18 protein-coding genes and 6 tRNA genes are annotated in these 25,898 nt (G+C 43.4%); 9 read left to right on the top strand and 15 right to left on the bottom strand.

Features of this window, described 5'->3' with window-relative positions; all coding sequences use genetic code 11:
- Positions 1-4: 4 nt before the first annotated feature.
- Positions 5-1,240, bottom strand: coding sequence for a sodium/glutamate symporter (gltS, locus tag MSG93_RS09205; protein WP_005226981.1), 1,236 nt, complete (start codon positions 1,238-1,240; stop codon positions 5-7).
- 190 nt (positions 1,241-1,430) lie between these two features.
- Positions 1,431-2,786 carry a DcaP family trimeric outer membrane transporter gene (locus MSG93_RS09200; RefSeq protein WP_005226980.1) on the bottom strand — a complete coding sequence of 452 codons (1,356 nt, stop codon included), beginning with the start codon at positions 2,784-2,786 and terminating at the stop codon, positions 1,431-1,433.
- A 424-nt stretch (positions 2,787-3,210) separates the two neighbouring features.
- Between MSG93_RS09200 and MSG93_RS09195 the strand changes: the two genes are divergently transcribed.
- Entirely contained in the window at positions 3,211-3,915 is a 705-nt protein-coding gene (locus MSG93_RS09195; RefSeq protein ID WP_324621475.1) for a nitroreductase, read from the top strand.
- A 26-nt stretch (positions 3,916-3,941) separates the two neighbouring features.
- Here the strand turns inward: MSG93_RS09195 and MSG93_RS09190 are convergent, their stop codons facing one another.
- Positions 3,942-5,156: a multidrug effflux MFS transporter gene (locus MSG93_RS09190; RefSeq protein ID WP_324621582.1), complete on the bottom strand. Its 1,215-nt coding sequence runs from the start codon at positions 5,154-5,156 to the stop codon at positions 3,942-3,944.
- 143 nt (positions 5,157-5,299) lie between these two features.
- Here MSG93_RS09190 and yccS point away from each other — a divergent pair, with 143 nt between their 5' ends.
- The 3 genes from yccS (at position 5,300) to MSG93_RS09175 (ending at position 8,855) form a co-directional block, all read left to right on the top strand.
- Positions 5,300-7,474, top strand: coding sequence for a YccS family putative transporter (gene yccS / locus MSG93_RS09185; RefSeq protein ID WP_324621473.1), 2,175 nt, complete (start codon positions 5,300-5,302; stop codon positions 7,472-7,474).
- 78 nt (positions 7,475-7,552) lie between these two features.
- Positions 7,553-8,137: a YcxB family protein gene (locus tag MSG93_RS09180; protein ID WP_005226976.1), complete on the top strand. Its 585-nt coding sequence runs from the start codon at positions 7,553-7,555 to the stop codon at positions 8,135-8,137.
- A 169-nt stretch (positions 8,138-8,306) separates the two neighbouring features.
- Positions 8,307-8,855, top strand: coding sequence for a YniB family protein (locus MSG93_RS09175; protein WP_324621472.1), 549 nt, complete (start codon positions 8,307-8,309; stop codon positions 8,853-8,855).
- An 82-nt stretch (positions 8,856-8,937) separates the two neighbouring features.
- Here MSG93_RS09175 and MSG93_RS09170 read toward each other — a convergent pair whose 3' ends face one another.
- The gene (locus MSG93_RS09170; RefSeq protein ID WP_324621471.1) at positions 8,938-11,133 is read right to left on the bottom strand and encodes a TonB-dependent receptor; all 2,196 of its coding nucleotides are present in this window, start codon (positions 11,131-11,133) and stop codon (positions 8,938-8,940) included.
- 441 nt (positions 11,134-11,574) lie between these two features.
- Between MSG93_RS09170 and MSG93_RS09165 the strand changes: the two genes are divergently transcribed.
- Entirely contained in the window at positions 11,575-14,118 is a 2,544-nt protein-coding gene (locus MSG93_RS09165; protein ID WP_324621470.1) for a sulfite reductase flavoprotein subunit alpha, read from the top strand.
- Between the two features lie 120 nt (positions 14,119-14,238).
- On the top strand, positions 14,239-15,024 hold the full coding sequence (locus MSG93_RS09160; protein WP_324621469.1) for a YdcF family protein: 786 nt from the start codon (positions 14,239-14,241) through the stop codon (positions 15,022-15,024).
- A gap of 12 nt (positions 15,025-15,036) precedes the next feature.
- On the opposite strand, the gene MSG93_RS09155 is transcribed toward MSG93_RS09160, so the two are convergent.
- From MSG93_RS09155 to MSG93_RS09115, 9 genes are all read right to left on the bottom strand, one after another.
- Entirely contained in the window at positions 15,037-15,528 is a 492-nt protein-coding gene (locus MSG93_RS09155) for a DUF2750 domain-containing protein (protein ID WP_032879987.1), read from the bottom strand.
- Between the two features lie 87 nt (positions 15,529-15,615).
- Positions 15,616-15,691: transfer RNA gene (locus tag MSG93_RS09150), tRNA-Val, on the bottom strand.
- A 101-nt stretch (positions 15,692-15,792) separates the two neighbouring features.
- Positions 15,793-15,869 (bottom strand) — tRNA-Asp (locus MSG93_RS09145).
- 39 nt (positions 15,870-15,908) lie between these two features.
- Positions 15,909-15,984: transfer RNA gene (locus tag MSG93_RS09140), tRNA-Val, on the bottom strand.
- 102 nt (positions 15,985-16,086) lie between these two features.
- Positions 16,087-16,163 (bottom strand) — tRNA-Asp (locus MSG93_RS09135).
- 43 nt (positions 16,164-16,206) lie between these two features.
- Positions 16,207-16,283: transfer RNA gene (locus MSG93_RS09130), tRNA-Asp, on the bottom strand.
- 23 nt (positions 16,284-16,306) lie between these two features.
- Positions 16,307-16,382: transfer RNA gene (locus tag MSG93_RS09125), tRNA-Val, on the bottom strand.
- A gap of 163 nt (positions 16,383-16,545) precedes the next feature.
- Positions 16,546-17,055, bottom strand: a complete 510-nt coding sequence (gene elsL, locus MSG93_RS09120; RefSeq protein WP_324621468.1) for a cell wall-recycling L,D-carboxypeptidase ElsL — start codon at positions 17,053-17,055, stop codon at positions 16,546-16,548.
- Positions 17,056-17,391: 336 nt separating this feature from the next.
- Complete coding sequence (locus MSG93_RS09115) at positions 17,392-17,757, bottom strand: YbaN family protein (RefSeq protein ID WP_005226971.1); 366 nt, start codon at positions 17,755-17,757, stop codon at positions 17,392-17,394.
- A gap of 100 nt (positions 17,758-17,857) precedes the next feature.
- On the opposite strand from MSG93_RS09115, the gene MSG93_RS09110 reads away from it, so the two are divergent.
- The 3 genes from MSG93_RS09110 to dapE all read left to right on the top strand — a co-directional run bounded on the left by MSG93_RS09110 (position 17,858) and on the right by dapE (position 20,240).
- Positions 17,858-18,730 (top strand): DUF1853 family protein, encoded by an 873-nt coding sequence (locus MSG93_RS09110; protein WP_005288788.1) that lies wholly within the window; start codon positions 17,858-17,860, stop codon positions 18,728-18,730.
- Positions 18,731-18,838: 108 nt separating this feature from the next.
- Positions 18,839-18,982, top strand: coding sequence for an entericidin A/B family lipoprotein (locus tag MSG93_RS09105; RefSeq protein WP_167510625.1), 144 nt, complete (start codon positions 18,839-18,841; stop codon positions 18,980-18,982).
- A 124-nt stretch (positions 18,983-19,106) separates the two neighbouring features.
- Entirely contained in the window at positions 19,107-20,240 is a 1,134-nt protein-coding gene (gene dapE / locus MSG93_RS09100; RefSeq protein WP_324621467.1) for a succinyl-diaminopimelate desuccinylase, read from the top strand.
- A gap of 48 nt (positions 20,241-20,288) precedes the next feature.
- Here dapE and MSG93_RS09095 read toward each other — a convergent pair whose 3' ends face one another.
- Both MSG93_RS09095 and MSG93_RS09090 read right to left on the bottom strand, forming a co-directional pair.
- A complete protein-coding gene (locus MSG93_RS09095; RefSeq protein WP_324621466.1) occupies positions 20,289-20,744 on the bottom strand; it encodes a hypothetical protein in 456 nt (151 codons plus the stop codon).
- Positions 20,745-20,757: 13 nt separating this feature from the next.
- Entirely contained in the window at positions 20,758-25,836 is a 5,079-nt protein-coding gene (locus tag MSG93_RS09090; RefSeq protein WP_324621465.1) for an Hpt domain-containing protein, read from the bottom strand.
- Between the last annotated feature and the right edge of the window lie 62 nt (positions 25,837-25,898).

Here is a 25,898-nt window from a genome sequence, read left to right as displayed (position 1 = left end):
CGACTTAGGCAAAGAATTTCAAAATTAATTGAATTACTGTTGCGTTAATTAAATCAACAAAGAACGCACCACAAAGCGGAACGATCAGGAACGCTTTATGAGAGGGTCCATACATATTGGTAATGGCCTGCATGTTGGCAACCGCAGTTGGTGTTGCCCCCATACCAAAACCACAGTGACCTGCAGCCAATACAGCCGCATCGTAGTTTTTACCCATCACACGGAAAGTAATGAATGCTGCATACAATGCCATGGTAATGGTTTGCGCACCTAAAATGACAACGAGCGGTCCAGCAAGATCAGCCAGCTGCCATAATTTGAGCGACAGCAACGCCATTGCCAGATAAAGTGACAATGACGCATTACCAAACACGTCAATAGCACGATCAAAGATATCTACCTTTAATACGCTTTCGAGAATGTTACGTAAAATCACACCGCCACCAAGCGCCCAGACAAAGGTTGGTAGCTCGAACCATGTGCCCTTACTGAATCCGGTCATGAACTCTGCAAATGCAAGACACGCAGCAAACATACCCAAAGTGGTAATGGCATTATCAGCAGTGATTAAACGGACTTGATGTGGATTTTCAAATGGTGCCAGCTCGTCAGGATGCTGATCTAGATGCGTATCACGGTTTTTGATCTCAGCCGGTGTCTGAGCTTGAGCAAGGCTATAACGGTTAATTAACAATTTCGCCAAAGGACCACCGATAATACCCCCGATGATCAGACCAAAAGTTGCACTCGCCATACCTAAAGCTAGAGCACCTTGAATCCCGTGCTGGGTTTCAAGAATTTCGCCCCATGCCCCTGCTGTACCATGACCACCGGTCAAGGTGATTGAACCTGCAATCAGGCCCACCAGCGGATCAATACCGAGCAAGGTTGCCAGACTCATACCGACCGCGTTCTGTACCACAATGAAAGATGCAACACAGACCAGGAAAATCACCAAGCCGATACCGCCTTCTCTAAGCTTCAGGAAATTGGCACTTAAACCAATCGAAGCAAAGAAGATCAACATAAAACTGGTTTGTAACTCGCTACTAAAGACAATGCTATAACCCCAAAGCGAATGCACCAGTAGTGAAACTACGGCCGCAACCAGACCACCAGCAACCGGCTCGGGAATGTTATAGCGTCTTAAGAAATCAATTTTATTAACGAGCAAACGCCCTAATAACAACACGATAACGGCTGAAATCAGGGTATAAAAACCATTAAAAGTAAATTCCATATCTTCTTCCGTTTATCTTGGTAGTTCATCTGACGGCGGGTAGCCCCTTTAAAACTGCCAAAATAGTAACTCTAAAAATGAGTGAAAACTCAATCAACTTTATAAAAAGCATACAGTTCAATGTGAGAACCTTTGCAAGTTATGGTGATTCAGTTTTCACGGATGATTTTCATCTGCGGGTTGAAATGGCTTAGAAATTATAGCGAGCCATTGCCCCTACACGATTATCTTTACCTTTTTGCCCGTCAAAGGTTTTACGTTCACCGTAGATATATTCCAGACCAAACGTAATCGGTGTTACTGGTGAATACATGATATTCCACCAGCCCTGTTGCAGGGTTTTGTTCTGGGCGGTGTCTTTTGCAACCACGGCCTGTTTTGCAAAGTCATTGCTGTCATCTGCAAACATGGCGCCATAGGCCAAGGTACTGCGTAATTTCGGGTTAATCTGATAGGTTGTACCGACTGTCACTGCATCAAATTCATTCAGATTCAAATCAAAATTATTTGGATTTACATTGAAGGCATTGTTGGTATACAGCAGGAATTTGCTATCGCCTTTGACATGCGAATAGTCAATCATGGCCTGTAATGAATCGGTGAATTTATATTTTGTACCCACAGCAACACCCCAACCCAGTTCAGCTTCGCCTGAATTGGTGCGGTTATTGTTGTTGTCATAAGTCGCTTTACTGCGTGCTTCTGTCAACAAGGCACGTGCAGAGGTGGTTCCCTTGCCTTCTGCAAAATCATATTTTACTTTTGAGGTTAAGGATGGCGCACGGTTATCGTCATTGCCTTTTTCTAAAGCAACCGCATAGCTGGTTTCTGGTGTGAACTTGCCGCTATAACGAACCATAGGCGTACGGTAGGTACCAATTCCCAGTGGCGAGTTAAAGTCCAGCATTTCCGGTTGCAAATCTGTGGCCAGGAAGGTCGATGTGGTTTGACCAAATAGCCAGTCGTTATAAGTCATATAAGCATGACGGATACGAATGGTGTCATTGCTGCTACCACCACGGAAGTCCACTTCTAACTTACCGCCAACGTCAGCGCCTTCAACCGGTGCTTTAAAATCAAGACCAAGACGGGTCACGGTTGCAGTGCTATAGAAACGGTCACTGTTCTTTTCAGCGCCTTCCAGATCAACCTTATTGATGCGGTTAAAAATACCGTCACCACCTTTTGCCTGATAAGACGCGTCACCACGCAAGAAACCGTACAGTTTTACTTCCGCACCAGAAGCAGTGCTAAAACTTAATGGAGATTTTTTCGGGGCAGCGGTTGTGACTACTGCTGCTGTATTTTGATTATTGGTTGCAGCCACTGCAGTCGCAGGGGCGACAGCAACTTGAGCAGCATCATTTTGTTGTTTTGCCTGGGGAACATATTGCTGTAATAAAGCTCTTAATTCCTTGACTTCATCGCGAAGTTGCTGAATCTGTTCTTGCTCGCTGGCAGCGTGTGTACTGTTCATCATTAAGGCAGCAACTGTGATTGCTAATCCTTGCATTACGAACGGCTTACGGATGAGAGATAAACTCATGAGAAGCTCCTTGTATATAGTGTATATTTCAACATTTCCCACAGAGATTGAATTGGATAAATTCAAGCTGTCTTTAAAATAGAAAATTCCCCCTTAGCCATTCAGCAAGGAAAGTCTAATCATTTTTAAAAAGGGCGTATTATGCATAAATTTCGGATATTGTGTGTACTTTTTATTTAAAGAGTTTTATTGATTCCATTGAGTAGGCATAAATATTATTTCGATTTCATTATGTTACTTATAGAATTATTTTTCACACAAACCTAACAAAAGATAGAAAACTCACAACAATTAGTGTTAATCCTCTAATTTTTTTGCGTATTTTTTATGCAATCCTATATTTATACCTGAAAAACCCGCAACAAAAAACATTTATTGATTTATATTCTCCTGTCATTAAAAGATCAAAATGTTAGGAGTTTTCATGAACACGGAACAAGTCCGCCTGGTGGACGAGGCCATCACCTCTCGTCATTCGGTACGTGCGTTTTTAGATACCCCTGTTGACACCCAAACCATTAAAGACATCCTGACTGTCGCCAGCCGTGCCCCTTCGGGAACCAATGTCCAGCCCTGGAAAGTCTATGTGGTCACTGGACAAAAACGTGCCGAAATGATTGACCGTGTGTGCGCTGCACAAATCGAACTTCTACAAAAACCAGAACTGGCCGCACAATATCAGGAGACCTTTGCCTACTACCCTGAAACCTGGATTTCACCATTTATCGATCGTCGTCGTGCCAATGGCTGGGGTCTCTATGGCTTGCTGGGTATCCAGAAAGGTGAAAAAGAGAAAATGGCAGCACAACAGCTGCGTAACTTTCAGCTATTTGATGCGCCAGTCGCCCTGTATTTTACCGTGAATAAAATCATGGGCATCGGTTCAAAAATGGATATTTCCATGATGTTGCAGAATGTCATGGTCGCCGCCAAGGCCCGTGGACTGGATACCTGCCCGCAAGCAGCCTGGAATCATTTCCACCCGATCGTTCTGGATATTCTGGGCGCCCAAGAAGATGAAGAACTGGTGTGTACCATTGCCTTGGGTTATGCCGACCCTGACCATATTGTCAACACCTTCATTACCCCACGCGAGCCAGTTGAAAACTTTACTGTATTTCTAGATTAAAGTGTTCGAATTGCAGCAGTATTTCTTTAACCAGAGATACTGCTTTGTTGTTTACCGACTTTTAAGATGGCAAAGAAGCCGGCGCTGGTAAATAACAACATCATGATGCCCATATTCAGCGATGCTTTCCAGAACAGGAAATTCAGGATGATCCCGGCCAGCAAACCGCAGGCAAATTGCATACTACCCATAATTGCACTGGCCGTACCTGCACGCGCGCCCTGTTGAGACATGGCCAAAGCCATGGCATTCGGCCCGGTTAAACCAATCCCGGAGACCACCAAAAACAAGCCCGGCATCAGTAAGGCTAAAGGTGCATCTGCCATCAGCCCCGCGCCTAGTACAATCAAGGCTCCAAAACACTGAATCGCACCTCCCAGTTTTAAACGCTGGAAAATGCCCATACGGGTATTCAGGTGTTTATTAATCGAGGACATCAGCATGATGCCTGCTGCATTTAAGGCAAAGGCATAAGAGAAATGTTGTTGAGATAAGCCATACTGTCCCATAAAAACCGCAGAAGCCGAGCTGATATAACAGAATAAGGCCGCACCAGTTAAGCAGCCTGCAAACATCGGCACACGGAAACTCTCATCTTTTAAGATCGCCGCATATAGCGTGGTCACCTGATAGACCGATAATTTTAAACGGCGCTCAACCGGCAAAGATTCTTTAAAGAAGAAATGCACACAGAGCCAGCACATTACTCCGATCAACGATAGAGTAATGAAAATCGCTTGCCACGGAAAAAAGTTGAGAATCCATGCCCCAAAGATGGGTGCCAGAATGGGCGCCAGTCCCATCACAATCATCATGCTGGAAAATGCCTGTGCAGAACCCTGCATATCCAGACGGTCACGGATTGCAGCACGCGCCATCACGACCCCGACACAGCCGCCCAAAGCCTGGAAAATACGGGCTGCGATCAAGGCCCATTCATTGCTTGCAAAGACACACGCCAGACTGGCGATGGCATATAGTGCCAAGCCAAAATAAAGAGGTTTTTTACGCCCAATCCGGTCACTGACCGGACCATAAATCAGTTGCCCCATTGCCAGGCCCAAGAAATAGGCAGGCAAGGTATTGGCAACCATTTGTGTACTTACCCCAAATTCATCGGCCATTTGCGGCAATGCGGGTAAATACATATCAATCGATAACGGCCCTAACGCAGTTAACAAAGCAAGCAACATAATCCATGCTGTTGAATATTGACGTTGATTGGTTTGCTCGGCCTGCATACTGCCCCACTTTAACAAATTTTGGAATATTCTAAGCTTAGCATCCCCATCAGTTTTGTGCATAATATTAACGTCTGCGAACACTTTAACCCTGTGAACAGCCACGATGAAAATTCAATTGTAGAATACAAGAAGGACAACCCTTGAATCCTTGGTTCGGACGTTTAAAACAAACAACCTATAACACCACGTTGATGTATAACGTGCGTATGCTGATTGCCTTTACCGGGACAGCTTTCGTTCCTTATTTACTCGATTATCAACTCGCCACCATTCCCTTGACCCTCGGTGTGGTTGCTGCCGCGATTAGTGATATTGATGACCGCTTTTCTGTGCGCATCATGAATCTGATTTATACCTATATCGGATTTTTTATCACCGCTGCATCGGTTCAACTGTTATTCCCTTATCAGGTTGCCTTTGCAATCGGCCTGATTGCTTCCTGTATCGGCTGGATCTTGCTTGGCTCGCTGGGACGACGTTATGCCACTATTGCCTATGGCTGTCTGGTGACTTCCGTCTATACCATGCTAGGCGTACATTTATTTGAGCAATGGTATGTTCAACCCGCGCTTCTGGTTGCGGGGGCGGCCTGGTATGGCCTACTCTCTACCATCAGTTTTCTGCTGTTCCCGGTACGAAAAGTCCGGGATCAGCTTTCGGCGTCTTATTCGGCGCTGGGAAGTTTCCTGTTTGCCAAGTCCAACCTGTTTGATGTCGACATGACCCCGTCCAGCTATCAACAAAGCATGATTGATATTGCCATGGAAAATGGCAAGCTGGTGGCGATCTTTAATGATCTGCGCATGTCCTTGTTAACCCGGCTCAAAGGTGACCGCGGTCAAAAAGATACCCGACGCAGCCTGCAATATTATTTTGTGGCGCAAGATATTCATGAACGTGCCGATTCAGCGCATATTGATTATCAGAAACTGGCCAAAGTGTTCCAGCATAGCGACATCCTGTTCCGCTTCCAGCGCATCCTGTCGATTCAGGGCAAAGCCTGTCAGGATCTGTCTCAATCGATTTTAAGTCGTACCCGTTATGTGCATAACAAACGCTTTAAGCATAGTTTTGAAAATTTACGTACCTCTCTGGAAAAGTTGCGGCAAGATGGACATTATGATCAGGTGCGGATTAATGCCCTGTTTGCGCTGTATCAGAACCTGAAATCGATTGATGCGCAATTACAGAATCTGGAAACCGAACGCAATCTGCAAAAGATCAATGCCCAGCATGCAGAAAGCCAGCTGAAAGATGATGATCTCAAAGGCTGGAATGACATTATTGTCCGTGTAAAACAGCACCTTTCTCCTGAATCGGTATTGTTCCGTCATGCTGTACGTTTATCCATTGTGCTATTTATTGGCTATGTGTTTATCCAGATGACCGATATCGCATACGGTTACTGGATCATGTTAACGGCGCTGTTCGTCTGCCAGCCGAATTTTAACGCCACCAAACGCCGCCTCTATTTACGGATTATCGGTACATTGGTTGGTATTATTGTCGGTCTTGCGATTATCTACTTTATTCCTTCCATTGAAGGACAACTGGTCATGCTGGTGCTGAGCGGTGTGCTATTTTTAGAACTGCGCAGTAAGCAATATGCACAAGCCACTGCCTTTATTACCATTCTGGCGCTCATCAATTTCAATCTGGATGGCTCTGCCTTTGCAGCAGGTTTTCCCCGCTTTATTGATACCGTGCTCGGTTGCGCGCTGGCCTGGTTTGGTGTGAGTTTTATCTGGCCGGACTGGAAGTTCCGTAGACTGCCTCGCTCGATCCGCCGTTCTTTACAGGCGCAATGTCAATACCTGAGTGAAGTGGTCGCGCAATATCATCATGGTCGTAATAATGCCCTGAATTATCGGGTGGTGCGCCGGGCGGCCCATAATACCGATGCAGAAGTGGCATCACTGATTTCAACCATTGCCACCGAACCGAATATTGATGTTAACCAGAAAAGTCTGGCCTTCGAATTTCTCTGTCTCAGCCATACCTTTTTAAGCTATATCGCTGCCTTGGGGGCGCACCGTGAAAAAATTGAAGATCAGGAAGTGCTGTCCTTACTGGATCAGGCACTGGATGATATTCAGGGTGCGTTACTCAGAGACGAAGTGCCTGATTTATCCGCACAGAATATGATGCAAGCCATTCGTGACCGTTTAAGCCGCAATGAGGAAAATGAACAGAATTCATTGATTATCTTGCAACAACTGTCACTGATGCTGGGCGTACTCACCCGTTTGAGTATGCTGAAACAAAGCCTGAGTCATGAACCCCATGAAGACGGCACCGAGTATGCATCGCTCTAATCATTCGCCATTGGCATAATATCTTTGCATGCCAATAGGTGTTAAACTTAACCCAGTTCTAGACTCATTTTTTACACTATGACCGCCAAAACGCTATACGCTTATACGCTACAACCTGTTCCTTACGAAGTTTCTGAAGCTGAACAACGTCAAGCTCAACTTATGATTTGGCGTAGTACCAACAAATTCAGCCGCAAAGCATGGATGATTATGATTGCACTTGTGGTGCTTTCCTTGGTTGCAGCAGGACTTATTAAATATTACTCAACCTACTCAACCGTACTGTGCTGGGTGGTGATTGTAGGGGTGGTGCTGTTTTATCTGATCAAGAAATTTGGTCTGGAATGGTACGTGAAACGCAAGATGACCGAATTCCCTGTTCAGGAAATTAAAGGCTTACGTTTAGGTGTACAACCACACGGGATCGTGATGCGCCAAAAAATGGGCCTACAAGAAGGTACTGCTACCATTGGCTGGAAAGATATCTATGAATGGTATAGCTCTCCTGACTTTATCCTGGTGAACTTCAAGGTAAAAACGCCTAAAGGTGAACAACAACAAGGGGCTTACATCTTGCCAAAGCGTATGGATTCAAAGAACTTTTCTTTCAATACCGTTCGCAAGCACTTAAATGAAACTGTAGGCGCGCCTAAATCGATTTAAGACACGGATGAACAAAAACCTCTCGCTATGAGAGGTTTTTTTAATGGCTAAACAAAAGAAAAACTAAAGAATTATTAGCTTTTTATTGAGTTTATTTTTAAGTTTTGCTAAAAATAAAAGTTATTTTTACTAAAAATATATACAATTACTTCTGTATCTGGATACATATATGAATTTTAGCCAAGCAAAGAGAAAAGTTTTACTTTATAGAATTACAGGAATTTTAATTGCCATACCTTCTCTAATTTCAACAATTATTTCATTCCTAAAAATGCTTTATTTTCGCCTAAGTGATGGAACAGTGTTAGGCAATGCTATAGCAGCCCCTTTTCAAAAGCTTGTTGCAGAAATATTTACACACACTCACCAGTATCTAGGTTTCTTTTGGAAAAAGTCGCCTATTCCTGATTTAATTCAACCATTTCAAGCTGAAAATTTATTATTTTTAATCATATATCTTTTAACATGCATCGGGCTTTTACTTTATTCTAAAGGAAATAACCTCGCTGCTCAGTTAAAAGTAATTAATCAAGAAATCGAAAAACAGCTTATACGTGAATCTTTGCATGGACAAATAATTCGTAATCGAAAGCAAATTGAAGAGGAGTTAAACATTTCATCTTCACAAAATTTTTTCTCTCAATGGCATCAATTATATTTGGCTCCTCTTATTGTCACGATTATTGCTGAAATCATTATAGAATTTTTCATAAAATAATTTGAAATCTAAATGAAAAAGATGAGACTGTTTAAGCCTCATCTTTTCTTTAAAAGCATCTTAGCCCTGCGTTTAGCCATATTTACCAGCTAATATTCAAACCGAGCGTTGCATTTCTTGCTTCACCAATATTGCCCGCTCCCCAATCTCCCACTGACCAATATTTTTTATTGAATAAATTATTCATATTGGCATTAACAACAGCATCATGATGACTTAATTTAAATTTATAAGATAAGCCCATATTGGTAATAGCATACGCAGGAATTTTCAGATCATTACTGGTGGATACATACGAAGAACCATTATAACGAACATTGCCATGTAGATTTAACCCATCAATCGCTGCCACCGAATATTCAGTATTTAACACAGCCTGCCATTTGGCTGCATTTGCAGGTCGATTTCCTCGGACTGCTTGATTTTCTTCCGAGACTCGATCAATACTTGCATCCAAGCCAATTATACTAACACCCAATTTCCATTGATCATTAGGATGATAATTGCCACTCAACTCGATCCCTTGGTAGGTGGTTAAACCATCTTGTTTTAGGTACCTTTGTTCGCCTTGCAAGCGATCAATTTGTCCTAATCGTTTAATTTTAAATAAGGCAGAAGTAAAGCTAAATGGCGTAACATCGTATTTAACCCCCATTTCATATTGCTTACTCACGGTTGCTTTTAAAATTTCTCCAGCATTGGCATACATTTCACTTACGCGTGAGCCTGGTTCTAATCCCTCAACATAACTGGCATATATTGTTGCATCTTCGATGGGCTTATATAAGATCGCTACCGTTGGTGTATAGCTTTTAGTGCTATACCCAGAGTTTTTAGTTGGATCCCGATCAACATCTTCACTATCATAATAAGTATAGCGTAGACCCAAAATAGTCTGCCATTGATGAGTTAAAGAAATCGTATCACTAAGAAACCCATAAGTTTGGCTTTCATCACGACTTTTAGCCGCAAGACTAAAGTCTGGTTGGCGGGTAATAATAAATTTCTGATCTTGGTAAATATTTCCATTGAAATCATTTTCAAAATATCTCTCATTGCTGTAGTGATCTTGACTTCGTTGATAGCCAACTCCCACCACTACCTCATGTTTAATTGAACCTGTATTCAATGTACCATTCAATATCGCTTGGTTAACGTAGCTTTCTAGCACGCCAGCAAAGTCATATAAGTACCCAGCATAATCTCCATTCTTGTTCTGCAAATATGCAAAGGCTTTTCTTGATTCATGTTCTTTTCGGGTATAACCAAACTGATACTTACCTTCCCAGTTCTCATTCAATGTCCAGACTAAGCCTGCTGATCCTAAAAAAGTTGAGGTATCATAATAGGAATTATCGACATTAATTTTTTTATAATCGTAACTTACTTTGGGTAGTTTATAACCACTCCCATCAATGTCATACTGACCTAAATAAAATTGAAGTGGTTCATGTCGGAGTTTATTTTTTTCATAAGTAAAATTTGTCTCCCAACGTAGTTGATCATTAATACTTTTATCCAGCGACAAAGCACTGAAAAAGCGATTTGCCTCAGCTGTATTATAAGCTTCCCCCTTTTCGCCCCCAAGAACCAAACGATAACCAACATCACCAATCTTGGTCCGATTATTGATATCCAATAATCCAGAAAATAAATTGCTATTTCGGTATCCAAGATCAACCACGGTTTCAGTTCCAGCTTTCGGACGCTTCAAAGCATAGCTAATCGCCCCTCCTGGTGAGCCAAAACCATACATGAAACCTTTTAGTCCCTTTAAAGCAGTCACCGTTTCTGCCATTTCAACTGGAAAATCTCCCCCCCAGTATAAATCCATAGGAAGCCCATCCACATAAAAATTATGAACAGTCAATCCTCGAATCTGAGCTCCCCACCAATCGGTTGTACTTGAACTTGTGGTAGAATACACAGAAGCATCATTAGCAAAAATTTGTGCGATAGATTTAGCACCTCGTTTAAGAATATCTTCACTCTCCACAACTGCCATAGAAAAAGGAGTATTCAGAATAGAACGGCTCCCTAATGCCCCTGACCCTATTTGCTTTTTCAATTCAACGTTATGAGATTCCGCTTTGACTTTAATGACGGGCAACTGAGAAGATTGCCCATCTGTGGTTCGCTCTATTCCATGACTCGTCGTCATAAGGTTGTATTTTTCATCATTTGCAGCATAAATTTTAACGGCCATCGCCCATCCCATACTTAATACTGCAAGCTGTATGGTCATGGTAAATAAAGTTTTTCCCTGTTCTTTGTACATCTTTCATCCTCATCCATAAAAAAATATTTCTTTTTCTATACTCATCATTTTGCTTTCAAGAACTGAATACATGACGCCTTAAGATTCAGGCTCTGTGAAATTAGTCATCGATTATCTGCTTTCATCACCTCTCCAAGGAAACTGCAGAAGCAGAAATAGTTCTAAAAGTGATTGTTTTGAATAATAAAAGGCTTAGAATCCGCCCCAATTATGAAAATAATAATTATTATCATCTAAAATTCAAATAAATTTTATTCTTGAGTTTTACAAAAAATATTAAGTATTTATTATTCATAGATTTCTTATTTCCAGACTTGAGCATTATGTCCCATAATGGTAAATAGGAATCAAAATCAATATTACCTGCAAAATCCACATTGTATTCTTATTCTTAAGTTATAATTTTTTACATGAATTCCACTCTATTTACATTTTTTGACCATGTTTAAAAAAGTTTTCTTCCAGATACACTGGTTTTTAGGGATCACCGCGGGGCTTATTCTCTCTTTAATGGGAGTTACAGGGGCGATTTACTCATATGAACCACAAATCCTTAAATGGATCAATCAGGACAGCTATGTTGTTGAAGAGGCTCAATCACCCAAATTAACTCCGGCCCAGCTTTATCAACATTTCAATCAACAACAACCAGAAATTGAAATTAACAGTATTACCATTGCTGCTGATCCCGCTGCGTCCTCCACCGTCAATATCAAAAAAGAAGGTGCGCGCCGTGGCTATAACATGATGGTCAACCCATATACAGCGGAAGTTTTACCTGATATTAAAGGTCGTGATACGTTGCAATTTATCCAACGTTTACACCGTAATTTAACGGCAGGTGAATTTGGGGCACAGATTACTGGTGCCTCTACCCTGATGCTGATTTTCTTTGTATTGAGTGGTCTGTATTTACGCTTTCCCAAGAAGCATAGCTTTAAACAATGGTTCTTCATTAAACCCAAGTTAAAAGGCCGTAATTTTATCTGGGATTTACATGCCGTTGTCGGCACATGGGTGGTGATATTCTATCTGCTGTTTGCCTGTACCGGCCTATACTGGTCCTATGACTGGTGGCGTGCGGGGATGTTCAAAGTCATGGGGGTTGAACAACCGCAACGTAACCAACAGCACAATGAATCTGGAAATAGAAAACATAAACAAGAAGCTTTATCGATCGAGCAGGTCGACCGCATCCTGACCCAAAGCTGGACGGGCGTCAATGCTCAAATCGGGCGTGAATATTCAAGCCTGACCTTAACTGTTCCAAAGCGTGACGATGCCAAAGTTGAAGTGTCTTTTGTCGATGCGATTCCGCAACATGAGCGCGCACGTAACCAAGCCATCTATAATTACCAAGATCAACAGTTTGAAAAACTTGAACTGTATGAAGATAAAAAGCTCAATGAAAAAATCATGAGCAGTATGCTTCCTGTACACCGTGGCAGTTTCTTTGGTTCGACCTATCAATTCATTGCCATGCTAGCCTCACTGACCATGCCACTGTTTTTCGTGACTGGCTGGATGCTGTATTTAAAACGCCGTAAACAGAAGAAGCTGACCCAAGCTGCACGCCAATCCCTCAGCACTCAACAGATTGACCCGAATGCGCAAGCCTGGCTGATCACTTATGCTTCTCAAACCGGTGTGGCAGAGCAACTGGCGTGGCGTACAGCGACAAGCCTGCAAGAAGCACAACAACCAACAACCGTTAAACCGATCCAGCAACTGACTGAACAGGACCTGCTACAAGCAGCACAGGTTTTATTCGTAATCAGTACCTACGGGACCGGTGAAGCACCCGATCTCGCCTCAGGTTTTAGCAAAAAACTGATGCAGCAAAAGCTTGATCTCAGCCAGGTGCAATATGCCGTGCTTGCGCTGGGCTCCAAAGAATATCCAGAAAGTTATTGCAGCTTTGGCTATGCGGTTGACACATGGTTAAAACAATGTCGGGCACAACCCTTCTTTGATCTCATTGAAGTAGATAACGCCAATGCGCATGATATTCAGCGCTGGAACCAAGCCCTTTCAGTGGTGACCCAGCATGAATTACATGCCATGAATATCGAGAAAGTCTTTGATCAATGGACGTTAAGTGCGCGTACCCTGCTCAACCCAAATAGTGTAGGTCAAGCGGCTTATAATATTGAACTGACCTCTGCTTCGGATATGACTTGGCATGCCGGTGATATTGCTGAAATTCAGCCAGCAAATAGCCCAATAGCGATCCAAAACTTTTTAGCCAAACACCAGATTACAGCACACACTGTTGTGCAATCGCTCAACCAGACGGTTGAACAGATATTGTGGGATAAAAACCTCCGTGTTGAAACTCAACCTTTCAATAGCATCGAAGAGTTACTGGCGCAGCTTCCAACCTTGCCAACGCGTGAGTATTCAATTGCCAGTATCCCGTCCCAACAGTTGTTAAGACTGGTAGTACGTCAACAATATGATGATAACCATCAACTCGGTTTGGGTTCTGGCTGGTTAACCGAATATGCGCCGCTCAAACAAGCAATCGCACTACGTATCCGCACCAATGAATCGTTCCATTTGATTGATGATAACCGCCCAATTCTATGTATTGGTAACGGTACCGGTATTGCGGGTTTAATGAGCCTGTTACAGCAGCGTAATCGTCAAAACTACACCGCCAACTGGCTGATCTTTGGTGAACGTCAACGCGAACATGATTTTTTCTATCAGGAAACGATTGAAGCGTGGAAAAATATGGGCACATTGCAACGACTTGATCTAGCCTTCTCTCGTGATCAGCAACAGCGTATCTATGTACAAGATATTCTGCGCAATAATGCCGACGAGTTAGTGAAATGGGTCGAGCAAGGTGCGGTGATTTATGTCTGTGGTAGCATCGAAGGCATGGCCTCAGGTGTAGACCAAGCTTTAACAGATATTCTCGGTGAACAAAAACTGGATGAATTACGTCAAGCAGGCCGTTATCGTCGAGATGTGTATTGAGCCTTCTCATTTAAAAAAACGAGTGCCAGTCACTCGTTTTTTTTATAAGACAATTGCAGTGTTGCCTTTCTTTTAATTTTGCATACACTTAGCACGGTTCAAATCGACACAATTAAGATTATGCAAATAAGTTTATGGATTCGTCTTGCTTTAGCCCTTATCGGTTCAGTTCTGTTCTTAGATGGCGCAATTCTGATTGCCTTTAAAAAGATTCATATTGGTACTGTACTCCCGCTATTGCTCGGACTGTTTTTCTGTCTGTATTCTTATTTCTATTATCATATTGAACGTTTCTTTTTCTACCACTTCCATCTGCATAGCCTGTGGCGTTTTGGCTGGCTGTGTTTCTGGGCATGGTTGGTCAGCTTAGGCTATTTCTTTGATTACCTTGCGGATAATACTACTGAAGCACAACCTGTTGTACCGGTAAAAGCCATTATTGTTTTAGGCAGTGGCGTAGAAAATGGACAACCTTCTGCGACGCTGGCAAAACGATTGGATCGTGCGGCTCCTGTAGCTTTAGCGCAGCCTGATGCAAAACTGGTGCTGACAGGTGGGATAGATTATGGTGAAACCGAAAGCGAAGCTGTGGTGATGTCTGGTTATTTACAGCAGCACTACCATATTCCTAAGTCACAAATCATTCTGGAAGATAAAAGCACCAGCACTGAACTAAACCTTAAAAATAGTCAAACTTTATTACAAGCCCAACACATCAATATCCAGCAACCGATTGCAATTGTCACCAGTGATTTCCACACCTTAAGAGCTGCTGCCATTGCTAGAAAACAAGGCTATCGTAATATTACCCTGCTCGGAGCGACTACACCATTGCCAACACGCTATAACGCCTGGTTAAGAGAATATTTTGCTTATGCCAGTGGCTGGCTGCTGAATGAATATTGATTGAGCCCTTTACTATTCCAATGAGGATGAAGCTGGCTGATGTAAACGAATATCACGCGGTAACGGCAGTTTTAACTCAGCAAATACATCGGGTCGTTGTAAGTAAATCTGGTATAAAAAGTTCTTAATATCTAATAATAAAGCATCGGGGCTAACCAGAAGGTTATTCCCTTCAGGGGTTAAATCCAAAGATAAGATGGTATTATTTTCTTTTAAAAATGGAATCATCTTCTCAATAAAAGCCAACAAGGGTACTTCCTGAATTTCGTATTGTGCCCAATTGTCTTTAATCAGTAATTTCGCCAAGCTTTTATTTTGCCACACCGATAATGCATGCTGACCTGATGGTGTTGAACATAAAGCCCAGCCGTCATGATAGAGCGCTATCACGTGACGTTGCATAATAATGTTTTGAATAAACTGACGGTAAGTGTCTTTGAGTGAAGAATTGGCAGGTGTAGCTTGAGATTTCGACGCAGCCTTGCGTTGATAAGGATTTCTCATAAAGTACTTCGTATTAGAATCATTATTGATGCTAATCATAAAATAACTTTGTATTGATTACAATGATATGAGATTGGGGAAGAAATATGGTGGGCGCTGACGGGATCGAACCGCCGACATTCTGCTTGTAAGGCAGACGCTCTACCAACTGAGCTAAGCGCCCTGAGGAATAAAAATTGATTGAATATCAATTTTTATGACGCAAGACAAACGGAGTGCGTAGTGTCTTACATTATCACCCTCTTGAACAGGGAATCAAGAAAATGGCGCAGCGGACGGGGCTCGAACCCGCGACCCTCGGCGTGACAGGCCGATATTCTAACCAACTGAACTACCGCTGCACTGTATTACTTCCATAGAGAAGTAAATGTCACAAATTATGGTGGGCGCTGACGGGATCGAACCGCCGACATTCTGCTTGTAAGGCAGACGCTCTACCAACTGAGCTAAGCGCCCTGAGCGAGGTAACAAATCTAAAGCATCGCTTTAAAACTTGTTTAAATATAAAAGAAATAAATTCTAATCTATTTAACTCTAGCTATTCTTGCAATCTTAAAGTGGCGCAGCGGACGGGGCTCGAACCCGCGACCCTCGGCGTGACAGGCCGATATTCTAACCAACTGAACTACCGCTGCACGATAATTTTGCAATTATAGCAAACGACTATTAAAACTTAAGTGGCGCAGCGGACGGGGCTCGAACCCGCGACCCCCGGCGTGACAGGCCGGTATTCTAACCAACTGAACTACCGCTGCACTTGAGTCTTAACATAAAGGCTTGGTGGGCGCTGACGGGATCGAACCGCCGACATTCTGCTTGTAAGGCAGACGCTCTACCAACTGAGCTAAGCGCCCTTAACGTCTTCATCGTTTGTGAGGTGCATTATAGAGAATCTTTACAGCCTGTCAAACGCTTTTGCCATTCTTTTCGGAAAAAACCGTACGAATGATTAAAAAATAAGTGATTCCATGCAAAAACTGATATTTTCGTATTTTATTTAAGCACTTATTTGCATTTTCACATATCGTTTTCTAAGGCTTGTTCGGATATATACACCAGCGCCTGTTCGGAAACGAGTTCAAATAGCTCGATAATTTCATCATTTTTCATTCGAATACAACCATGCGACATCGGGATGCCCATTGGCTCTGTATCCGGTGTGCCATGAATATAGATATAACGCTTAAAGGTATCGTGCCCTTCCCCATGATTGAAGCCTTCTTCAAGACCATCCAGCCATAAAATTCGCGACAAGATCCAGTCTCGTTGAGGAAATTGCTGGGCTAATTGCAGGTCGTATACTTCACCTGTCGGCTGACGTGCAATAAATACTGCATTCTTTGGTGCATCGTCGCCAATCTTTTGGGCAACCTGATGCCAGCCTCTTGGGGTCTTTCCACTATTTTCCTGTTCACCAATACCGTTTTTGCCCGAAGAGATCACATAGAATTTATTCTGTTTCGGCAAACGTAGTGTTTGCTGTGCCAAGTCTATGATGATGTCTGCCTGATCAAGGGTATAGGTCATTGTTATCTCGATAGATGATAGAACATCTTCATTTCAACATAGATGAAGTCTTTTTTCTTGTAGTTTTCAGTAGTTTTAGTAAGTGATAGACATTAAAGCTGACTAAGAAAATAAATTAGAGTTGTAGACATGATCTGCGTTCTTTGTTCGTGTTATTCGAATATGTTTTGGATGGGGTTTAAGACAAAGATTGCTTAATGTATTTACTCGAACATAGTTCTCATCTTGCATTCGACCTTACGAAGCGATACTTCTCATGCTTTTTTAACTCGCCACTCGCGGCATAGCCGCTCATCTTGTGCATGAGGAATATATTCCGCAAGAGCGTTGCTTTTCTTAACGCTGCTCAGGCTCGGGGCGTAACCATAACCACACAGCCACGATAAACATGGTGACATCGGTAAAGACTTTCACCCAAAACGGTGCGTTGGTGAACAGCATCAGGATACCGCTGAGCAGCATCATGATACTGGCAATCCATTTCGCCTTCCGCGGGACTGTGCCATGTTCACGCCAGTTGCGTAAAGTCGGACCATATTTAGGGTGATTTAATAACCAGGCATCCATTTCCGGCCAGCCTTTGGAAGCCGCCCATGCAGCCAGAATCAGGAAAACCGTGGTGGGCATGCCTGGTAAAATTGCTCCAATGATTCCCAACGTAATAAAAATCACGACCAAGCTACGCCAGAATAAAGTTTTCATTGAGCAATTAACCAACACCTGTTTACAACCGTGCTAGTATAAAGCGTTTTTATTGTGGTTTCTTAAACTTAACCTATTATTTCCATGATTGAGTGGCTTGATGTCGAAAATGCTTACCACCCCTTGTTTTTTTGAGCCGTGGTTACAGTTTAACAATCCGATCGTACGGCATTTGGCCTTCTGTATTGCCAGTCCCAATATACTGGCTGACATTCCAGACGATCTCAGCCTAAAAAATCATTTTGAATTACATCCAGATCCGGTCTGGCAAACCCATTATCAAAATTATGAATCACGTTTAAAGCAACTGGATGTGCAGCCACAGCCACTGATTGATTTTCTAGCTCAACTCAAAAGCACACGACTGGGCCTACGTTTTGAAAATCTGCTCTGGTTTTGGCTACTGGACGATGATTATCATTCTTATCAGTTGCTCGGACACAGCATTCAAAAAATTGCAGGTGCGGTAACTTTAGGTGAACTGGACTTTGTTTTGCTCAATCAGGAAACGCAACAAGTTGAGCACTGGGAAGTGGCTTTAAAATATTATTTAGGCGAAGGAAAGCTGGCGCTGGCTCAATGGTTTGGATTGAATAGACAAGATACCTTACAGCGCAAACTCAAACATTTTACCGAACGTCAATTCCAGTTTACTGAAGCCAACAACCATCTCATTCAACGTAAGTTTGCAGTCATGAAAGGTCAGCTGTACCTGCCTACGCAACAGGATAAATCAAGTCTTCCATCCTGGATTAATACTTCACGGCGTTTAGGTCAATGGGGAACTCAGATACCAAGTACGCCTTATTATCGCTTGCAAAGACATGAATGGCTCTGTCCTGATCAGGAGGCTTCTTCACAACCCGCTCTCTGGTGGAGCAATGGTCTTTATTATCAGCACGCACCAACGCCTAGTTATTATATGTTCCGCCAACCATCGCTTTTATTTAGTTTAACTTCATTCACTTGTTAATAGCTAAGATAACATTTTATAACACATTTACCATCAAACCCTTATGTTCATTTTGCAGTAATTTTTTTAGCCTCTTAAGTACATCATAATTACATTTAAACGGAGAAGATGATGAAAAAAATCTTAGTTGCTTCGATCATGGCTGCTGTTGTTTTAACTGGCTGTAATACATTTAAGGGTTTTGGTAAAGATGTATCTAAAGCAGGTGACAAAGTTACTCAGACTGCCGAAAAAACTCAGGATAAAATGTAATTTTTTTAGAACAAGCTGTACCGAACCTTATCTAGAACTAGATAAGGTTTATTTTTAATACCTTTCTCCATCAGATTCCCCTATTATACCGGTTCATATTTCACCAGATTTAGCTACATCTCGCATGAACCATTCCGATACGCTTGAACTTAGTTTACAACTCCTACGCCAGCCTTCAGTAACTCCTGTTGACCATGATTGCCAGAAGATTATGGCCGAACGCTTAGCAAAGATTGGCTTTAATATCGAAAACATGCGTTTCGAAGATGTTGATAATTTATGGGCGCGTCGTGGTACTGAAAGTCCGGTATTGTGCTTTGCAGGCCATACCGACGTGGTGCCGACCGGTCATTTAGATGCATGGAATTCAGACCCGTTTTTACCGAGTATTCGTGATGGAAAACTCTATGGTCGTGGCTCTGCCGATATGAAAACAGCGTTGGCGGCCATGGTGGTTGCGTCTGAACGTTTTGTTGCCAAACATCCGAACCATAAAGGCTCAATTGCATTCTTAATCACTTCGGATGAAGAAGGCCCATCGATTAACGGTACCGTTAAAGTGGTTGAAACACTGGAAGCGCGCAATGAAAAGATGACCTGGTGTCTGGTCGGTGAACCATCCAGTACGCATCAGTTGGGTGATATTGTTAAGAATGGTCGTCGTGGTTCGTTGAATGCGGTCTTAACCGTTCATGGTAAACAAGGCCATGTGGCCTATCCGCATCTGGCTGAAAACCCGATCCATACTGCATCTAAAGCCCTCAATGAACTGTGTGAAACGATTTGGGATAATGGCAATGAATATTTCCCTGCCACTTCTTTCCAGATTTCCAATATTCAGGCAGGCACAGGCGCGACCAATGTGATTCCAGGTACACTGAAAGTCACCTTCAACTTCCGTTATTCAACTGAAGTTACCGCCGATATCCTGAAACAACGTGTGCTTGAGACTTTAGATAAACATCAGCTCAACTATGATATTCAGTGGACTTTGTCTGGTTTACCCTTCCTGACTCCGGTAGGCGAGCTGGTGAACGCAGCAAAAACCGCGATTAAAAATGTGACTGGCGTTGATACCGTACTTTCAACCAGTGGTGGAACCTCTGATGGCCGCTTTATCGCGCCAACAGGTGCACAGGTGCTTGAGCTGGGGGTATTGAATGCCACCATCCATCAGATCAATGAGCATGTCAATGTTGCCGAATTAGAACCGTTAGCTGAAATCTATGAGCAAATTTTAATTGAGCTACTGGCTTAATCCTCGTAATAGCACATAAAAAAGGAACTCCAATGAGTTCCTTTTTTATTACAACCCCAGTTGGGTTTGGATGTTTTGCAGATTGGGGACATAAAACCTGTTCTCCCCCATCTTCACATATTGAAAGACCGTCTTATCATCGATGTCCCGTTCTTCATCGACAATCTCCGAAATACGTAAACGGATCGACTCAGGCATTTCATTACAGACTAGGGCAAAACGCTGCGATACATCTTCACCTTCGATCACCAGCGCCACACCTTGTTTCTGTGCAGGATCATTTACAGTGTACACAGGCAGCTTTAAATCATGCCATTCAATATGTTCAACATTGGTCTGGGTATCCATTGCCGACAACACGATATTTTGCGGTAACAGCATCGGAACCTTTTGATGACATTCAATAATGTAGGCATCAATAAATCCAGTTGAAACCGTAATTAAATGTTGTAACTCTTGCTGGTCAATCTGCCCCAATGCCGAGTTTGCGCCTTTATTTACCATTCTTTTCTACCTCTTAGCGCACAGCCAGTAAAGTTTCAATATTTTCCAGCAAAGCCTCTTCCTGGAACGGTTTACCCATATATTGACTTACACCAAGTGACAATGCGCGTTCACGATGTTTCTCTCCGGTACGTGAAGTGATCATGATAATTGGCAAGTCCCGGTGCAATTCATGATGTCGAACCAGATTGGTGACCTCGAAACCATCCATACGCGGCATTTCAATATCCAGTAGCATCAGATCAGGTTTCACTGTTTCGAGCTGCTCCATGGCATCCATACCGTCTTTGGCCGTGACCACATCATAGCCCTGGCGCTCTAACAGACGTGAAGTGACCTTACGTACAGTGACCGAGTCATCGACAATCATGATCAGGCGACGTTCATCATAACGCTGTTTAGTATAGCTTTCATCCGCCTGCTTGCTGCGTGCCGTTGACTGTGCTTGTCGTGCAATATTCTGACCATCCAGAATCAAACAGACCTGACCATCCCCCAGAATGGTTGCACCCGCAATCACGCCAATACTGGAGAACTGCTGTCCGACCGGTTTCACCACAATCTGACCACGTGAACCAATCAACTGATCCACCAGTAATGCCGTGGTCTGGCCTTGGGCGCCTTTGATCAGCAACACCGGTAAAGAATGCACCACGCCACTTAAACGCGGTATTGGCTGGCCTGCCACAAACTCAGAAAGATAGCGTAAACGGTAACGTTCCTGATCAATGGTGAAATAGTCATCCTGACTGTCAAAGTATTGTTCCAGTGCCATAGGTGAAATACGCACAATACGGTCGATCTGGGCCAGCGGGAATGCAAACTGTTGATCGCCCGCTTTAACCATCAAGGCATCACTGACCGCAACCGTGGTTGGAACACGGATGGTAAAGGTCGTGCCTGTGCCATAGGTGGACGCCACACTGACATGGCCGCCTAGGGCTTTAATATCGCTTTGTACCACATCCAGCCCGACACCACGCCCAGAAATCTGGGTGACCTGAGCTGCAGTACTGAAACCCGGATGAAAGATAAATTGTAAAATCTCTTCCTGTTCCAGCTTCTGATCTGGCGTCATTAAACCGGTTTGCAGTGCTTTTTCTTTAATGCGGTTAACATCAATGCCCTTACCATCATCACTGAAAGTCACCACAACATCAGTACCTTGACGACCAATGTTCAGAACAATATGCCCGGTTTCAGCTTTCTTGGCCTGTAAACGCTGTTCACGATCTTCAATCCCATGGTCAATCGCGTTACGCAACATGTGCTCAAAAGGTGCCACCAGACGCTCAAGAATACTGCGGTCCAATTCCCCTTCAGTATTGTTCACCACCAATTCAGTTGGACGGTTCAATGCCGAAGCCGTTTGACGCACAATACGCTGTAAACGCGGCAACAGGCGTGAAAATGGTACCAGACGGGTACGCATGAGGCTTTCTTGAATTTCAGCCTGAATACGAGATTGTTGCAGTAATAAACCTTCTGTATCACGAATCTTTTCAGACAATGTGGTTTTGAAATCCACCAAGTCCGAAGCTGACTCGGCCAGTGATTTTGACAACTGGTTCAGCGATGAATACTGGTCCATCTCTAATGGGTCGAAGTCGGCATAACGCGCATCTTCCCCGCCATGTCGTGCAATAATCTGGCTTTCCAGCTCACCTTCCATTCGACGTAACTGATCGGCCAAACGCTTGATCGCCAGTTCCATTTCTGTCAGCGTACCGCCGAGTTGCCCCAGATCCATCTCGATACGTGAACGGTTAATCGCATTTTCCCCTGACAGGTCAATCATCTTCTCGATGACATCTGCAGAGACACGAATCATCTCATTATTCTGCTCAATTCGCTCTGTCGTTTCCCACTCGCCCAGCATTGACGGCGGTTCTGTGCCATCGCCCTGAACAAACTCCATGTTATATTCAGGCGTAAAGATATCTCTCGCCGAAAGTTTCTGAGGAAGTTGTGCCGAAACATCGACAAACTCCATCTTCTCCAGACTTTGTTTTAAGCCATCAAAATTGGCATATTGACGTTTAAAGATGGCCTCATGCAACCATGCCAATGCGGTATTTAGCAGATTGTCATACACATTTGAATTGAAATGATGCACACCAAACTGCTCAAAAGCATTTTCCAGATGGTAGGCAATCACGGCAATGGCATCCATTTCAGCCATGCGCGCGCCGCCTTTTAAGCTGTGGGCATTACGCTGTAACTGCAGCAACACACTACGATTACCGCGTTGTTCAAACCATTGCCTCAATAAGCTTTGAGCCTGTTCCAGTAACTCTTCTGCTTCCTCCAGGAAAGTCTGCTCCACCAGCGAGCGGACATCATCATCCAATGTCGCTGCTACCGTCTCAACGCTTTGAATTGCTGAGCTCGCATCAAGTATTTCATCCGAGGCAAGAGGGCTAGTTTCTGGCTGCAAGGTCAGCGTTTGCGTATCAGGTTCAGCTTCAACTAAGTCAGGTACTTCTGACTGGGCCTCAACAACATCCGCTTCAATTGCTGCAAGGGTCTCTACCGGCTCAAGCACAGGCTCAAGCATTGCAGGTGCAACCGTTTGGTCTGCCTGTTGCAGTAACTGCACCACATGCGTTGATGGATAATCGGTTTGCTGATCGCGAATAGTCTGAATCCGGTCTGCAATGTCATCCTGAACTAAGCGAATAATCGCAACCAGTTGTGGTGTTGCCTGAATGTGCTGATTGATCAGCTTTTCATAGAGGCTTTCCAGCTCATGCGCAATCAGGCCAATATGAGGCGCCTGAATCATATTTGCCCCGCCTTTCAGGGTATGCAAATAACGCATTAGATTTTTTAGCGCATTTAAGTTGTGATGATCGGCGGTCCAAGTAGTTAAGTCCGCATCAATTCCGGCAAGCAGTTCATCGGCTTCTTCAAGGAAAATATCCAGCAAGTCTGGATCGAAGTCACGATTGGACGCTGCTGATTGTAATTGTTGCTGATCCAGTGCCAGTTGTGCGGCAAATACAGTGACATCAACAGTCGCATTGGCTGGGGTTGCTGTTTCCGAAATACTTGTATCAACAGCGCTATCATTAGCCTGTGTTTCAACCGTTTCAAGAACAGGTTGCGGCATAGCGGAAGTAACATCAGTTTGCGGAGCTATAACCGCGATTTTTTCCAGATTATGGAGAGCAGCCAAAGTATGCGTTGCTGGATAATCGACCTGCTGATCACGGATAATCTGGATACGATCCGCAATATCATCCTGTACCGCACGAATCACGGCAATCAGTGCCGGCGTTGCTTGAACCTGCTGGTTAATCAGCTTTTCATAAATGCTTTCCAGCTCATGCGCAATCAAACCGATATGAGGAGCCTGAATCATATTTGCTCCCCCTTTCAAGGTATGCAAATAACGCATCAGATTCTTTAAGGCATCCACATTGTTATGATTCACCGCCCATGTATTTAGATCAGTATCAATCCCGGCAAGCAGTTCATCTGCTTCTTCAAGGAAGATATCCAGCAAGTCCGGATCAAAATCACGGTTGGCTTCATCGGCATTTAACTGTTGCTTATCCAGTGCAAACTGGGCAGCCAAGTCAGTCACAGTGCTTGACGTTGCTTGTGGTTCAATTGCCAAAGTTTCTTCAACTGTATGGGTCTCAACATCCACAGGTTCTTGCGGCACAGATTCAACATTTTGCTGGGTAAATGAACTCAGTTCATTTAAGACACGCTCATGGGCTTTGGTTAAAGTGACACGCTGGCCTGCTGCCAAGGTATCAAACAACTGGATAAACTGTTGATGTACTTGATGATAGAGTTCAAAGGCATAATCAAGATGAAGTAAACTTGGTTTAAAAATAAGATCCTGATAGCTTGAACGCAACAAGCTGGTGTACTGATACATGCCAATCGTTGCATGATGATGCGTATGCTGTAACAGGATTTCTGCCTGCTGACTCAATAACTGGATATATTGCGGGAACTCATGCCGTGCACGTTTCTCGAAATCAAACTCGACATCCAGTAAGTCATTAATTTCCAATTCAATTAACTGAGACACCAGACCTTGAGGACGTACTGCATCGCCATGCTTTTCTTCGAGCTGGAAATCATAACTGTCCCAAGCGACATTAAAAGTCTCATAAATTTCATTGAGCTTTTGTGGGCTGCCTGCATGCTTCAAAGTATGTAAATAATCACCGACAAACTGTGCATAATGCGTCAGCAAAGCCGTCTCATCTGAACTTGAGTCCAGTTCTTCCTGCAATAAGGTTTTAAACAGGTTTTCAACTTTTGAACTGGCTTCAAAAACATGATCGACATGCGCCATGGCAGAACTGCCACGCAAGGTGTGCAATGCACGAATCAGGGTATTGTATTGATCATTGCTTGGATGATCATTTTGTAAGAACTGGTTGATGGTCGCCAGATGCTCTTCGGCCTCTTCCTGGAAAATGGCCAAGGTTTCTTTGGCCAAGGCCTCATCTTCAAATGGTACAATCCCTTCAAGCTCCGAGACAGACTCAACCTGCTGTGGCGCTTGTTCCTGTGTATCCGTTGCAACGACAGCATCATCTCCTGGCTCAAGGCCAGTCAACACCTGTTCATGATTAAGATCAATGGCAAGATTTAAAAGCTCTGCCAGCGCAGGTTCAGGACTTTGCTGCTGTTGTAATTGTTGTCCGAGTAAAACCAAGGGTTTGAAATCAACCTGATGGGCCTGAACCGCCTTAAAATCATGCGCCAGTTTAAAACGATAAAGATTAAAAACCGTCTGTACATAGCGTTGAATATCAGCACTCAAGGTAATCGTGCCCGCAATCACACGATTTAAAGTATCTTCAACGGTCCATGCCAGCTCACCCGACGACTTCGCCCCGACCATTCTTCCAGAGCCTTTTAAGGTATGGAAATGACGGCGAATATCGCTCAGCACATTCTGTTGATGTGGTTGTTCTGTCCATTGAACAAGTAATGGTTCTAACTCAACAAAGATCTCATCCAATTCTTCAATAAAAATTTCAAGAATCTCTGCATCTTGTTCAAGATAACTGTCTTCAGGAAGCGTCATCGTTTCAACTAACGTTTTTAATATTTGTTTCATAGCTGCTTCTTTCGTTTTTATCCACTAAATGTGGGTAAAAATTACGTCTATCTATCAGACAA

The sequence above is a fragment of the Acinetobacter sp. IK40 genome (assembly GCF_035615075.1).
Taxonomy (GTDB): domain Bacteria; phylum Pseudomonadota; class Gammaproteobacteria; order Pseudomonadales; family Moraxellaceae; genus Acinetobacter; species Acinetobacter courvalinii.
The sequence above is the reverse complement of the archived record's forward strand: the minus strand, read 5'-3'. Positions and strand labels throughout refer to the sequence as shown.